Raw genomic sequence first — 13,488 nt, 5'->3', positions numbered from 1 at the left:
GTGGTTCTTTAACTGAGTACACCACAAGAAAGGCCTATTGCGCGGCCTGAACCACTGCATTTTCTAGGAAGCTTTTGCGGATCTTAGCAGCCGATTGGTCGAGCTGGGTACGTTCATCGATGGTCAAATTTAATGGCAACGGTTTGACTACCCCAGAACCAGCGATGTAAGCCGGGCGACCGATGTAAGTATCGTAGCGGTCAGAATAGGTTGAAACCGGGAAGGCGCCCACTTCATCTGTTAAGATTGCCTTGACAATATTGCTGACGCAAGAAGAGATGCCATAGCATGTGTAGCCTTTGCCACTGTGAACGGCCCAGCCACCAGCTGAGATTTCTTTGGTGAGTTGTGCCAGATCTAAGTCCGCAGTACCAGGGTATTCTGCTAACGGAATGCCGGCGACAGAAACGGTCGACCAGGCTGTAAATTGAGAATCCCCATGTTCGCCTAACACGTAGCCGCCGATGTTTTTAGGGTTCACGTTGAAAGTTTGAGACAGCACCCGTTTCATCCGCGCAGTATCCAACGAAGTCCCGGTACCGAAAACACGATTTTTAGGTAAGCCAGATACTTTTTGAATCAAGGCCGCAATCACATCGCAAGGATTGGTGATTGAGACGATCACGCCGTTAAAGCCAGTTGCCATCAGTTTTGGAATCGCATCATAGACAGTTTGTTTGGTCCAGTTTAATTCTTGCATCCGGTCAGGACCTTGTCGATCCACAGCACCGGTTGAAAAAATCACCACGTCAGCATCGCTTAATAAACTGTAATCCTGTGCAGAAATTTTGGTATGGGAGAGCGTTTGTGCACCCATATCCTTTAGATCTAAGCATTCTGCCTTGGCTTTAGCATCACGGTCATCAATCAAGACAAGGTGATGACACAACCCACGGACAACGATTTCATGTGCAGCTGCTGAGCCCACATGTCCCACACCAATAATCCCAACTTTATTCATCAAAATCACTCCAAAATTTAATCTCGTGCTTAAAGTATACGAGATTTGGCATCGATTACAAGGGGAACTCATGGTTAAACTTACAAAACTGTTCGTTGACGACGGGGAGATGTAAGCTCGAGCACTGGAGCGGTTGGTCATTTCCCGGTAAACTAAAAGTAAATCAAAATGAGAAAGAAGGATGTTTGATGACCGCAGTCATGACAGTAAAACAAGTCCGCAAGGTATATGGCGGTAAAAATGAACCGCAGTTTGAAGCCTTACACAATATTAATTTCGACGTTGAAGCAGGTGAATTTGTCGGTATTATGGGGGCTTCCGGCTCAGGCAAGACCACGTTATTAAATATTTTGTCTACTTTGGATCAACCGACAGCAGGTGAAGTGGTGATCAACGGCCAAAATTTAGCCGCGTTAAAAGGCGATGCTTTAGCCGATTTTCGCGCCCGGGAAATTGGCTTTATTTTCCAAGATTTCAATTTGTTAGAAAATTTAACAGCGTATGACAATATTGCCTTACCGCTGTCCCTTCAAAATGTAGCGGCTAAAAAAATTAAGCCAGCGGTGGCTAAAATCGCGGCAACTTTAGGCATTGACCAGATTTTAACCCATTATCCCACTGAGATTTCTGGTGGCCAAAAGCAGCGGGTGGCAGCTGCTAGGGCCTTAGTGCAGGAACCGAGTATTTTAATGGGGGATGAACCGACTGGTGCTTTGGATTCAAAAAGTGCCAAAGACTTGTTGGAAACCATGACCCAGCTTAATGAACAACAACACGTATCGATTTTATTGGTGACGCATGACCCATTTTCGGCTAGCTACTGCCAACGGATCTTATTCATTAAAGACGGCCGGATCGGCACTGAATTAAAGCGCGGTCAACAGACCAAGCAAGAATTTTACCAACAAATTTTACAAGTGTTAGGTCGAACGGAACAGGGGGGCGACTAAATGCTGTGGAAATTAGCTTTAACAGGGATTAAAAGCCGGTTGCGGGATTATTTAGTGCTTTTATCCGGTTTAGCCATGGCCAGTGCGATTTTTTATATGTTTGAAGCTTTGGCTTTAAATAAAAGCTTCGTTACATCGAATTCGCCAGTTAGCATGGCCTTTCTAGTCTTCCAATTCGGGTCAGTCCTGTTGGCGATTATTACATTTATTTATTTGTTGTATGCCAACAACTTTTTACTTAGTATGCGCCAACGTGATTACGGCTTATTCATGGTGTTAGGTGCCAAAGGGCGTAAATTAGGGCAGTTGATTTTCATTGAAACATTGGTGATTGGTTCAGTTGCCACTGTATTAGGCTTACTGATTGGCTTAGGTCTCACTGAGCTAACCGGCCATTTATTACTCAGTCGCATGCATTTAACGGTGCATCACTTTACACCGTTTTACGGACCAGCCATGATCAGTACGTTGATTTTTTTCGGCGTCTTGTTCTTATTGGCAGCAATCGTCAATCAAGTGCAATTGCGGCGCACACCGGTACTGACGCTATTACATCGTGATACACAGCCAACTCATTTACAACGACAACCACGTGGTCAGTTTTTCCAAAGCTTGCTTGGGCTGATCTTATTGGCCATTGGATACTGGTCGATGATCAAAATTGATGTGCTAAAAATGAGTAGTATTGGGATTGCGTTAGTCACCATTGTCGTCGGCACTTTTTTACTTTTTCGCGCGTTATTTACCTGGTGCCTACAGTGCTTAAAACGTCGGGAACACTTTGCTTATCACGGGCTTAATAACTTTGTGTTGGCACAGTTACAATTTCGATTACATGATTTAAATCGGATGTTAACGTTGGTCACACTGCTCTTTGCCTTAGCATTAGGGGCGTTAACAGTGGGGATGGGTTTCCAAAGCCAGCTGCACAATATTGCTGACGTGTCGCCATATGATGTGGTCTTACATGACCCAACGGCGGCCCAACAGAAAAAGGCGGCTCAATTAGACATTAAGCGGCAATGGCAGGTTGATTACAAAGTGGTAAAGGGAACGGTGTACTTTAATCGGGCTCAATTTACGCAACCGCTGTTAGCGATTCATCAAAGCACCACCACCAGTCAAAAGGCGTATCGGGAAATTAAACCGTCTGAGCTGACACTGGCCAAGCAACAACAATGGCAACAAACGTTAAATGATTGGTTACGGCCTAATGATTATGGTCATCCTGTGCGGGTGGTTGATGCCGGTGCTTATCAGGCCTTGCAGGGGCCACACTATCGCGTTGTTGCGATTCAAACCAAGAACTTCTATCAAGCGTTGCCTCAAATCAAACAACTTGTGATCACAGACAATCAAGAGAATCATTTTCCAAGTTCAGTGGGGCTCGTTTTAAGTAAATATCAAAGCTATGAATTAATGAACAGCTTGGTTTCTGGCCTTGAGTTTATGGGCTTCTTCTTAGGAATTGCCTTTTTAGCGATGCTAGCCAGTTGCTTAATGTTTAAGATTTTAGCCGGTGCGGCTAATGATCGGCGACGTTATCAAATGTTAGGTAAGATTGGGACACGTTCTAAATTATTACGGCGGAGTGTTAACCGCGAAATTGGCGTGTTGTTTGCCTTACCAGCTGTTCTAGGGGTGGTCCATGTGCTATTTGGGCTCCAATTGTTTGAAGTCAGTGGTTTGCTGACACATCCTTACCGTGATTTGTTAGTACCGTTTAGCATCTTTGGCATTTTATATTTAGGTTACTATGGGTTAACCGTTAAGCTTTATCAACATTTGGTGCTACCTAAATTTAAATAAAAATTTGCTGAACTATGAGATGAAGCGCAAGTTCTTACACTTTTTACTTGTGATTCTCTCAGGCCCCTCCCAGTGGACTTTCAGGCGATTTTGTTACGCTAAAATCGATTGTTAGGAAACGTTTTCTAATTGGAGGGGGCGTGAATATGAAACGCTTTGGGTGGCGCTTTATTCAAGAAAATATTCTCATGTTATTTTTAACATTTTTAGCGGTTGAATTTTTGGCAATCGTTCAATTTTGTCCAGAAACCCCGGTACCAGCAAATCCGCTGATCTCGATCACCATGCCGGCTGATGATGACGATACAGAAGCCAGTGGTAAAACCGCAGCACCGGTTAAGGCACATCACGGTAAGGCGACTGTCAAACAACAGTTACAACAATTAGATCAAGAGGAACTTTCTGTGCAAGGCTTAGCCTTTTTGATTTTTGGATTAGAAGCCTTGATTTTGCTACCGTTTGTGGTAGCAATTGCGTGGTTTCACCATATGCCGACCTTGGCACCAGCACCAAAGGCCAAGCCAGCAGTTAAAACGCGGCCAGTTTCGGCCCGCTAAAAAAGTAGCGCAGACATTTTGTCTGACGCTACTTTTTTTGAACCAATTAGTCAATTTCAGTTGCCTTAACGGAATCCGCAATGGCCTTCGCTAACACATCGAATTGGGCCTTTTCATCGTCGACCATGGCTGTTTTCAGCGTAATGGTATCGCCTAAGTTCGTCCAGCCCTTTTGCGTATCGAAGAATTCAATCATTTCTTTGGTGGAAGTTGGGGACCAAGTGCCGTTACCAATCACCGCAAACTGCCGATTCTTAATTTCCAAGATCGCCATTTCATCTAAGAAGGATTTCATAGCTGGGAATAGGTTTAAGTTATAGGTTGGGGCTGCAAACACCACATGGCTATACTTGAAAATGTTGGCAATGATATAAGAGGCATCTGTTTTTGAAACGTCGAAGATCCGAATATCTTTGACACCTTGTTCAGAGAGACGGTTGGCCAAATAGTCAACTGCAGAGGCCGTGTTGCCGTAAGCAGACGCGTAAGGGATGACCACACCGGCCTTTTCAGGGGTATAAGTGGCCCACTTCATGTAACGGTCTAAAATGTAATCGATATTAGAACGCCAAACGGGACCGTGTAGTGGGGCAATCATTGCAATATCAAGCTTACTGGCTTTTTTTAAAGCGCGCTTGACTTGTGGCCCGTATTTCCCAACAATATTGGTGTAATAACGGCGGCATTCATCGCCATAAAGGTTTTCATAGTCTGTTTCGTCTGTAAATAAGTTCCCGTTTAAAGCGCCGAAAGTGCCAAAAGCGTCGGCTGAGAATAAGATTTTTTCAGTACTTTCATAAGAGAACATTACTTCTGGCCAGTGGACCATTGGCGCAAAGACGAAGTTTAATTCATGCTGTCCTAAAGAAAGCTGATCACCATTTTTAACCGGGTAGTAGTTGGCTGTTAAATCAGCGCTTGGGTAAAACTGTTCGAAAAAGGCAAAGGTTTGTGCATTACCGACCAGTTTCATATTCGGGTATAGTTTCGCTAATTCAACAATGTTGGCACAATGATCGGGTTCCATATGGTTGACGATCAAAAAGTCTAAGTCACGGCCGTTTAAGGCGTATTTCACATTTTCTAAAAATTGTAAGGTCACACTAGAATCAACGGTATCGACAATGGCAGTTTTTTCATCGTCAATATAGTAAGAATTGTAAGAAACGCCATCTGGTAATGGGAAAAGATTTTCGAATCGTTCCAAGCGACGGTCGTTACAGTCCAGCGAGAGAATTGAGTCGGTTAAGCGTTGTACAGTTTCCATGTTAGTTGGCCTCCAGTAAAAAATAAATATTTTGCATAACTAAATTGTAAGCGCTGTTTTAAAAGAAGGCAAGCGAACATGAAGAATTCATACCGTTTTCACAGATTCACACAGGTTGACAGCTTGGCGTGGCGCTTTACAATGAAAGCTATTCAGCATGGCAAAAGGGGGGCACTATATGACACCGGCGCAGTTCGTGATTGCCTTACATCTCATTGCAGGACAGCCGCAAACCTATCAGTTTAAACAAGCTTTTTGGCAACACTATGACGTGACGCCACAGCAGATCTTGCCAACTTTGCTCAAACAGCACTTGGTGCAAGTTAGTCATGACGCGCTGGTGGTGTTACCCCAACAAACAGTGGCGGCCTTGAAAGTTGTGTTACGGCGGCAGCAACTTAAAATCAGTGGTCGTAAAGCTGAGTTAGTGGCGCGACTTGCAGCAGTCACACCGGATCAGTGGCAGGCGGATTTTCCGCAAGGCTATTACCAAGTGACGCCAGCTGGGCAAACGTTATTGACCTGTGACACAACCAGTTGGTGGGTACACTGTCACTATTTTCCAGGCATCATCGACTTTGAACAAGCCAAGCGGCAACAATTACCAGCTGTTGGCTTATCAGAAACAGCCTGTGTGGCTCAGTTATTGACGGCGGCTAATACAGCGGCACAGACGCAAGGTGATTTTGCGCAACAATATTTAGTGCAGCATTTACGGTTTCAAGCCGCTTGGGCGGCTAAGCAGCCGGGGCAGTCGTTGCTAGCTTTGTTGCGCTGTGTTGATTTTGAGCTGGCAGGTGTTTCCATGTGCCACACGCAACAGGCGTGTCAGCATGCTTTAACACCACGCAGTTTTGATTATCGGTTAACTTATTATAAGGTCGAAGCTTATTACAGTCAGTGTTTTCAACAATTAATGGTACAAGATAATCTGGATCTGACCGATATTTTAGCGGCTTATGCAACAATTCAGGACGAATTAGCATTGCCGACGATTCTGATGCAACCAGCGCAGCGGCGGCAAGTGTTAGCCTGGACCTTGACGCAGCAGGGGGCACAATTGGCAACTTTTTACCAAGAATTAGGGCGACAAACGTTTCAAAATAAGCCGGTTTAGGGTATCCTTTTAGTAAATGAGAAAAGAGGAAAAACTGTGAATAAATATTTTAAAGTTAGTTTTTACTTTAACGGTGGTTTGCGGGCCAGCTACTATGCGCAATTTGATGATCTGGCAGCGGCTAGTACTGCGATTAAGCAAGCCTACCAACAACAAACGCTGTTAACGGTTGCCGGTGGCGCCATTGACGCAGGGAAGGCGTTAGGCTTTGATGTGGTGCCTGCTAACACGGTGGCCCCTGATAAAGATCTTTTGTGGGATATGGTTTAAAAAAAGGCATTCAAAAATCCTTGGCAAACTGCCAAGGATTTTTGAATGGAATTAACCGATATTGAAGAAACCATGCATGAATAATGCGGCAGCGGCAGCACCTACGAAAGGTGCAATCCCGGGAACGATGATTCCGTATTGCCAGTCATTATCTGCTTTATTTTTAATAGGTAAAATCGCGTGAGCGATCCGTGGGCCCATATCACGCGCCAGGTTCATCGCGAACCCTGTTGGACCGCCAAGCCCCATGCCGATAGCCCAAACCAGCAAACCAACGCCGATTGGGACGATCCCAGGTGTTTTAATTTCTGAAATAGCCAGAATAGACGCAATAAAGATAAAGGTATCAAAGAATTCCACGAAGAAATTTCGAGGTAAGTTCCGAATAGCAGGTGCTGTACAGAACAGGTTCCGAATGGTGATCGGTGAAATTTCGTCTTGAGACGCCTTAAAATGATCAGCGTACATGATCCAAACAATCACGGCGCCAACAACCCCGCCTAAGACTTCGGCGACAGAATAAGGAATAAATAATGACCAAGCGATATTGCCTAATAGGCATTGCGCCAAGACCATGGCTGGGTTGATGCAAACATTACCAAAGATAAATAATGAAACGGTGATACCAAAACCCCAAGTTGTAATGGCGAAAATATGACCGGAACCACGGTATTTGGTGCCTTTCAAAACTTCACTACAGTGAACGCCGACCCCAAAAACGATCATTAAGGCGGTTCCCATAAATTCTGCCAACATCTGATGAATCAACTGATTTTCCCCCTTGTTATGCTAAACAATTATGTAATGTGCTTTTCATGAAAAAGCAAATGATGCGTACAAGTTCCTAGTATACCAAAGGTTTCAGAAAAAAATTGGATTTTTTCGAAAAATTTCCAAATTCATTAGTTCTTTATGTTTTCTGAAAGAAAAGTGCGTATAATAGAAGACAGTTTTTATAAAGAGGAGCGATAAAATGCCTGCAATTAATACGAACAAAAACAGTGAAGTGAACCGTGGTTGGAACCGCCGTATGGTGACTGGTAAAACTTTGGAAGAGTGCGATCATAAATTAGTCACTTATTTAAATTCGCAAGATTTTGGTTCAGGTGAATTCATGGTACTACACGAAGATAATGGAAGTGGCGTGAACACAGGTTATGACTTACCAGATGGGGATACTTGTTACATTAGTTTCATGACTTATACAGGACGCCTATAGTAAAAAGCATAAATTAGATTGATTTGCTAGCTTTTAAGCCCAAATTTTTGTATTATATACATTAGCTAGTGCTTTAAATCGGGCGGAAGGAAGTGGCGATCAATGCTTAGTAAAACCAAAAATTATTTAAAAGCGAATGGCTTTAAATATAAAAAAAATTACGTGTCGCCACTGATTGCGTCTGAAAATTATTACGTGCTGCGGTTTGGGAAAAAGCTGTTAAATAATCGCTATGTCGTACAATACAGCTATACCTGGACAGGACGTATGAAGATCAATCAGATCAATCTAAGGCTACACGGTCAGAAACGACCGCGTGTTTTTCGAAATGAGGCGCAGTTATTGGCGTATCTCAAGAAGCATTTGAAAAACTTACCAGAATAAAAAAGTCAGGCTCAGCAATGGGCCTGACTTTTTTTGTGATTGTCAACAACTCAAAATGTGATTTTCTTTCAGAAAGTGACAAACTAGCACGAAATTAAACTGAATGCAAGACTTTCACGTTTTTGTAATATAGTTGTCATTTTACCGATACGGGGTTGTAACGGTAAGCCGGTATAGTTAACATTAGGAAAAATGAAAAAAGATGATATTAAGGGGTATGCGCGCTTTATGAAAATGAAAAGTAATTTGGTAAAAGGAATCACCGCTGGTGTGATCGGGGTCGCTGGTGCAACGGTGATCAGTTTGCAAACATCAACGGCCGCTCAGGCAGCGACAACGGGGACTGTCACGTATCATGGCGGTGCAACAACCGTTTGGAACAACGTTGACCAAACACCACAACCAGTTCGTTATTTGACTGAAGGGGATCAAGTCAATATTACAGCCAGTAAACAAGTTTATGGTGAAACTTGGTACAATATTGGCCAGGATCAATGGGTTCCAGGTAAATATTTACAGGTTACTGCTGACCAACAAACGGCGACTGTTCAAGCTGGTCAAGCTCAGGCTCAAACCAGCACAGCAGCTACAACCACTGCACAGGCAGCGACGACGCAAGCCGCAACAACCGCTCAAACGGGTGCAACGTATCAAGCTGCTGGTCAACAAGCTACCAGCCAACAACAGGCAGCTGCGACCACTGCATCAACTACGCCGACAGCAACTGGCACTTATTCAAATAACACAGCCCAAGCCATTGTGAATGCTGCAAAGTCTCAATTAGGTGTACCTTATGCATGGGGCGGTACGGGTAACGGCGGTTTTGATTGCTCTGGTTTGACCCAATATGCTTATAATCAAGCCGGTAAACAAATTGGTCGGACGACTACTGCACAAGAATCAGCAGGTTCACGTGTTAGTGTTAGCCAATTACAGGCTGGTGATTTAATGTTCTGGGGCAACCAAGGTTCAACTTATCATACCGCCGTTTATATTGGTAATAACCAATATATCGCTGCCCCACAACCTGGTCAAAGTGTTGAAGTACAAAGCATCAATTCTTACTTCCAACCTTCATTTGGGGTCCATGTTAACTAAATTAGTCATGACAAACGTCTGGTAACAGGCGTTTTTTTTGGCCTAAAATCGGTTTTTAGTTGTGCATATTAGTCGCTTTGTCAGGCCAGCACATAGTATGCTGAAGTTAGTCGGTGGTGCTTTTTTACTTTTGCTTGTATTTAGTAAGTAAAGTGCTATACTAAAAATATACTTATTTTTAGTAAGCAAAATTCAAAAGCAATTGATGCTTAAAAATGATGGTCAGACATGGAGGTTATAACATGACAAAAATTAATGCGGCAGATGCAATGTTGAAGGTCATTGAAAGCTGGGGCGTCAAGAATATTTATGGCTTGCCTGGTGGTTCCTTTGATTCAACCATGAATGCACTTCACAATCGTCAGGATACCTTAAATTATGTGCAAGTGCGTCACGAGGAGGTCGGCGCCTTAGCGGCTGTTGGGGAAGCCAAAGTGACAGGGAAAATCGGTGTGACGTTTGGTTCTGCTGGCCCTGGTGCGGTGCACTTGCTAAACGGTCTGTATGATGCGCAATATGATCATGTCCCTGTGTTAGCCTTAGTGGGCCAAGTCCCAACTTCTGTTATGAATACCAACTATTTCCAAGAAATGAATGAAAACCCAATGTTTGCGGATGTTTCTGTTTACAATCGGACGATCATGACCGCCGAACAATTACCACATGTGGTCGATGAGGCCATTCGGCAAGCGTATGCGCATCAGGGGGTTGCCGTCCTGACGTTACCAAAAGATTTAGGCTGGCAGGAAATCGAAGACGATTATGTGTCATCTGCAAACCTTTATCAAAAGCCAATTTATCCGGCACCTGATTTAACCAAAGTAGATGAAGCATTGGCCTTATTAAAAGCTGCAAAGCATCCATTGATCTATGTGGGCCAAGGCATTCGTGGTGCACGTGAAGACTTGATTGCTTTTTCTGAAAAAATGCATATTCCAATTGTGACCACTGCGTTAGCCAAAGGTATCGTACCCGATTCTTATAAAGGCAATATGGGTTCAGCTGGACGTGTAGCCTCAAAACCAGGGGTTGAAGTCGCGCGTGGCGCTGATACAGTGCTGTTCTTAGGCTCTGATTTCCCATTCCAGCCTTACTTTATTGCACCAGATGCAAAGTACATTCAAGTTGATATTGATGGCACTAAGTTTAAACGTCGTCACAGTGTGGATGTTGCAATTTTGGCAGATGCACATCAAACGTTGAAGGCCTTATTAGATCGTTCAGAACCAACGGCAACAACCCCTTGGTATGAAGCGGCTTTGGCCAATAAAGCGAACTGGCGTGACTGGTTGACGTCATTGGAAACAGATGACAGCACCCCATTACATGTGGAACCCGTTTTCAAGGCTATTAACGATATGGCAACTGATGATGCGATTTTCCAAACGGATGTGGGAAATGTGACGATTAACGGGATGCGGTTCTTAAAAGCAGACCAACAACAACGTTTTACCACGTCTGGCTGGTATGCCACAATGGGCTATGCATTGCCAGCAGCCATTGGGGCACAATCTTATTACCCGGATCGTCAAGTTTGGTCCATTTCCGGCGATGGCGGCTGGGCTATGGTCATGCAAGATGTGTTGACCCAAGTGAAATATCATATGCCAATTATCAATGTGATCTTAACGAACCAAAGCCTAGGCTTCATTGAAGGCGAACAAGACGATAATCAGCAACCACATTCAGGGGTTGATTTGATTGACGGGGACTTTGGTGACGCTGCAAAGGCGCTTGGTGCAGATGGCTATGAAGTGCACAATCTAGCCGAATTAAAAGCGGCCTTCGCTGCTGCGAAAGACCGCAAAGGGCCTGTTGTAATCGATGTGAAGATCTCTAATTTACGCCCATTACCAGTTGAACAATTACAATTGGATCCTGAAACACAAGATCCAGCTCAAGTCGCTGCCTTTGTGAAGCAGTATCGTGCAGAAGGCCTGGTGCCATTCCGCCAATTGTTGGCAGACGCTGAAGCAAAAGCCTAAGTTTGTAAAGGAAGAAAGGATTGCAAATGTCATGCGATCCTTTTTTATTAGCGCTGATTTTAATTGCTTTGTGTTGAGATAGATAAGTTGGTAACGCTTTTGTTATAAATTTGACACCTTTGTAATCTTGTTGTAATATTAACGCATACTTGATATTGACTGAAATGATAGGTGATGAAGATGGAAGCAAAGCGGCAACAATTAAAAGAAAATCAGCATAAATTGCTGGTTTACTTGGCAAATTTGTATACCGATCATGACAACGCACAGCACGAAGCGGGCAGTCAGCCGCAGACTTGTGTGGCCTGTCATGAAATTCAAGAGTTACATGCTATTATTGATGACTTAACCAAACAAATTAAGACCTTGAGCCCACAACAACCCAAACGCCGGCGTCGGCGGACAACGAAAACAACCACGATCAAACCCACAATGAGTTGGTCCCAAGAACTGACGGTTTATAAAATGACCACCCATGACCAACAACATTATTTGGTACGGGCTGCAACCTTAGCTGAAGCCATTGACTTGATGACCAAACGCCGCTTAGGGGTGATTGCCTACGCCACGTTAGCCGTACCGCAGTACAACAAAACATATGTGATGGCAGCAGCAGGCACCCAACAAACAGTGGCAACAGCCTTGCAACAAGTACCTGCCTTTATCGGTGTTTTAGGCGTGATTCAAACACAACAATTAGTCATTGCATAACCTTTAAGCAAGCAGACATGTGATTCACACGCCTGCTTGCTTTTTTGAGTCAACGGTGTGTTTCGGATGTGTAGGTTGTGCCTGTAGCAATGGACAACCAGCGGAAATAAAACGTTTGCGAAGCAAAGGTACCTTAGATCAGTTAGCTGGTGCCATGTGTCCTGCGGGGTGGTCTGCCCCCACAAGACTGGACAACCAGCGAAGATGAAGCCTTTGCAAAGCAAAGGTACCCTATGTACTTGAGCTGGTGCCATGTGTCCTGCGGGGCGGTTTACCCCCACAAGACTGGACAACCAGTGAAGATAAAGCCTTTGCAAAGCAAAGGTGTCCTATACACCTGAGCTGGTGTATACTTAACGTCAGAGAGAAAGTTTGAGAGGACGATAGACATGGCAAAATGGATCAGTTTTGATTTATACGACACTTTATTTGATCGTACTGGCTTATTTGATTGCGTTGAGGCAATTGCAAACGAAATTGATGGGGTGGATGCAAAAGAGGCGCGGACAACCTTTGCGGATTATATTGCTGATCCGGGTAATGTAATCCCTTACGTTGATTACGACCTGGTTTTGCGGGATGCGTTGATTGCCTTAGATTATCATTTTGGCATTAAGGATCGTGCATTTAAACGGAATTACTTCCATTTGATTGCGGCATTGCAAAACTTGCCGCTTTTTCCAGATGTCGAACATACGTTGAAAACGTTAATTAACCGTGATTACAATATTGCGATTATGGCCAATACCGCTGATGATATTGTCATGGCGCACACGACTAAGTTGAATTTACCGGTTACCTTATGTACATCAGAAATGGTACAGACTTATAAACCAGATATTCGCTTCTTTGATACATTACAGCGGGAATTGCAATTTGAACCTGATCACATTCACGTGGCAGCGAACTATCAAACTGATATTTTACCAGCGCTTGAAATGGGTTGGACGGCGATTTGGATCAACCGGCACGACGATCCAGTACCAGATACCGTTGAACCGCAGCATCAGGTCAAGAGTTTGAAAGGCATTTTAGAATTTGCCAAGTAACTGAAAAGACGCGTTAGCAAAAGCCTGTGTTTCTAACTTAATAGAAGCACGGGCTTTTTTTGCGACTAAATAGCCGTGAACATATGTTCTAAAATGCGTTTCTATGTTAAA

General features: G+C 43.9%; 14 protein-coding genes. 11 read left to right on the top strand and 3 right to left on the bottom strand.

The genetic code is table 11. From position 1 onward, the window contains the following. Positions 1-34: 34 nt before the first annotated feature. Complete coding sequence (locus FC07_RS08670; protein WP_057904709.1) at positions 35-961, bottom strand: L-lactate dehydrogenase; 927 nt, start codon at positions 959-961, stop codon at positions 35-37. Between the two features lie 188 nt (positions 962-1,149). Between FC07_RS08670 and FC07_RS08665 the strand changes: the two genes are divergently transcribed. From FC07_RS08665 to FC07_RS08655, 3 genes are all read left to right on the top strand, one after another. Continuing rightward, positions 1,150-1,911, top strand: a complete 762-nt coding sequence (locus FC07_RS08665) for an ABC transporter ATP-binding protein (protein ID WP_057904708.1) — start codon at positions 1,150-1,152, stop codon at positions 1,909-1,911. Continuing rightward, a complete protein-coding gene (locus FC07_RS08660; RefSeq protein ID WP_057904707.1) occupies positions 1,912-3,720 on the top strand; it encodes an FtsX-like permease family protein in 1,809 nt (602 codons plus the stop codon). It begins immediately after the preceding gene. 146 nt (positions 3,721-3,866) lie between these two features. Next, positions 3,867-4,277, top strand: a complete 411-nt coding sequence (locus tag FC07_RS08655) for a hypothetical protein (RefSeq protein ID WP_057904706.1) — start codon at positions 3,867-3,869, stop codon at positions 4,275-4,277. A 46-nt stretch (positions 4,278-4,323) separates the two neighbouring features. On the opposite strand, the gene FC07_RS08650 is transcribed toward FC07_RS08655, so the two are convergent. After that, the gene (locus FC07_RS08650; protein ID WP_057904705.1) at positions 4,324-5,544 is read right to left on the bottom strand and encodes an FprA family A-type flavoprotein; all 1,221 of its coding nucleotides are present in this window, start codon (positions 5,542-5,544) and stop codon (positions 4,324-4,326) included. A gap of 157 nt (positions 5,545-5,701) precedes the next feature. Here FC07_RS08650 and FC07_RS08645 point away from each other — a divergent pair, with 157 nt between their 5' ends. Together FC07_RS08645 and FC07_RS08640 are read left to right on the top strand one after the other, a co-directional pair. Then, positions 5,702-6,661 (top strand): SAP domain-containing protein, encoded by a 960-nt coding sequence (locus tag FC07_RS08645; protein WP_155797789.1) that lies wholly within the window; start codon positions 5,702-5,704, stop codon positions 6,659-6,661. A 36-nt stretch (positions 6,662-6,697) separates the two neighbouring features. Further along, positions 6,698-6,931, top strand: coding sequence for a hypothetical protein (locus tag FC07_RS08640; protein ID WP_057904703.1), 234 nt, complete (start codon positions 6,698-6,700; stop codon positions 6,929-6,931). Positions 6,932-6,982: 51 nt separating this feature from the next. Here the strand turns inward: FC07_RS08640 and larD are convergent, their stop codons facing one another. Next, a complete protein-coding gene (larD, locus tag FC07_RS08635; RefSeq protein WP_057904702.1) occupies positions 6,983-7,699 on the bottom strand; it encodes a D/L-lactic acid transporter LarD in 717 nt (238 codons plus the stop codon). A gap of 205 nt (positions 7,700-7,904) precedes the next feature. Between larD and FC07_RS08630 the strand changes: the two genes are divergently transcribed. From FC07_RS08630 to FC07_RS08605, 6 genes are all read left to right on the top strand, one after another. Continuing rightward, positions 7,905-8,150, top strand: coding sequence for a hypothetical protein (locus tag FC07_RS08630; protein WP_155797788.1), 246 nt, complete (start codon positions 7,905-7,907; stop codon positions 8,148-8,150). A 102-nt stretch (positions 8,151-8,252) separates the two neighbouring features. Continuing rightward, on the top strand, positions 8,253-8,534 hold the full coding sequence (locus FC07_RS08625; RefSeq protein WP_057904701.1) for a hypothetical protein: 282 nt from the start codon (positions 8,253-8,255) through the stop codon (positions 8,532-8,534). A gap of 228 nt (positions 8,535-8,762) precedes the next feature. Continuing rightward, a complete protein-coding gene (locus FC07_RS08620) occupies positions 8,763-9,632 on the top strand; it encodes a C40 family peptidase (RefSeq protein WP_057904700.1) in 870 nt (289 codons plus the stop codon). Positions 9,633-9,874: 242 nt separating this feature from the next. After that, entirely contained in the window at positions 9,875-11,617 is a 1,743-nt protein-coding gene (gene spxB, locus FC07_RS08615; RefSeq protein ID WP_057904699.1) for a pyruvate oxidase, read from the top strand. Between the two features lie 180 nt (positions 11,618-11,797). Beyond that, positions 11,798-12,328: a hypothetical protein gene (locus FC07_RS08610; protein WP_057904698.1), complete on the top strand. Its 531-nt coding sequence runs from the start codon at positions 11,798-11,800 to the stop codon at positions 12,326-12,328. A 389-nt stretch (positions 12,329-12,717) separates the two neighbouring features. After that, positions 12,718-13,377 carry an HAD hydrolase-like protein gene (locus FC07_RS08605; RefSeq protein WP_057904697.1) on the top strand — a complete coding sequence of 220 codons (660 nt, stop codon included), beginning with the start codon at positions 12,718-12,720 and terminating at the stop codon, positions 13,375-13,377. The last annotated feature ends 111 nt before the right edge of the window (positions 13,378-13,488 follow it).

This window comes from Loigolactobacillus bifermentans DSM 20003, assembly GCF_001434575.1.
Classification (GTDB): Bacteria; Bacillota; Bacilli; order Lactobacillales; family Lactobacillaceae; genus Loigolactobacillus; species Loigolactobacillus bifermentans.
Note: the sequence above shows the minus strand (reverse complement) of the source record. Positions and strands in the feature narration are given on the sequence as shown.

Excerpts from the sequence above, each read along its gene's own strand:
- FC07_RS08670 (WP_057904709.1), bottom strand. The coding sequence starts at position 961 with ATGAATAAAGTTGGGATTATTGGTGTGGGACATGTGGGCTCAGCAGCT.
- FC07_RS08665 (WP_057904708.1), top strand. The coding sequence starts at position 1,150 with ATGACCGCAGTCATGACAGTAAAACAAGTCCGCAAGGTATATGGCGGT.
- FC07_RS08660 (WP_057904707.1), top strand. The coding sequence starts at position 1,912 with ATGCTGTGGAAATTAGCTTTAACAGGGATTAAAAGCCGGTTGCGGGAT.
- FC07_RS08655 (WP_057904706.1), top strand. The coding sequence starts at position 3,867 with ATGAAACGCTTTGGGTGGCGCTTTATTCAAGAAAATATTCTCATGTTA.
- FC07_RS08650 (WP_057904705.1), bottom strand. The coding sequence starts at position 5,544 with ATGGAAACTGTACAACGCTTAACCGACTCAATTCTCTCGCTGGACTGT.
- FC07_RS08645 (WP_155797789.1), top strand. The coding sequence starts at position 5,702 with ATGGCAAAAGGGGGGCACTATATGACACCGGCGCAGTTCGTGATTGCC.
- FC07_RS08630 (WP_155797788.1), top strand. The coding sequence starts at position 7,905 with ATGCCTGCAATTAATACGAACAAAAACAGTGAAGTGAACCGTGGTTGG.
- FC07_RS08625 (WP_057904701.1), top strand. The coding sequence starts at position 8,253 with ATGCTTAGTAAAACCAAAAATTATTTAAAAGCGAATGGCTTTAAATAT.
- FC07_RS08620 (WP_057904700.1), top strand. The coding sequence starts at position 8,763 with ATGAAAATGAAAAGTAATTTGGTAAAAGGAATCACCGCTGGTGTGATC.
- spxB (WP_057904699.1), top strand. The coding sequence starts at position 9,875 with ATGACAAAAATTAATGCGGCAGATGCAATGTTGAAGGTCATTGAAAGC.
- FC07_RS08610 (WP_057904698.1), top strand. The coding sequence starts at position 11,798 with ATGGAAGCAAAGCGGCAACAATTAAAAGAAAATCAGCATAAATTGCTG.
- FC07_RS08605 (WP_057904697.1), top strand. The coding sequence starts at position 12,718 with ATGGCAAAATGGATCAGTTTTGATTTATACGACACTTTATTTGATCGT.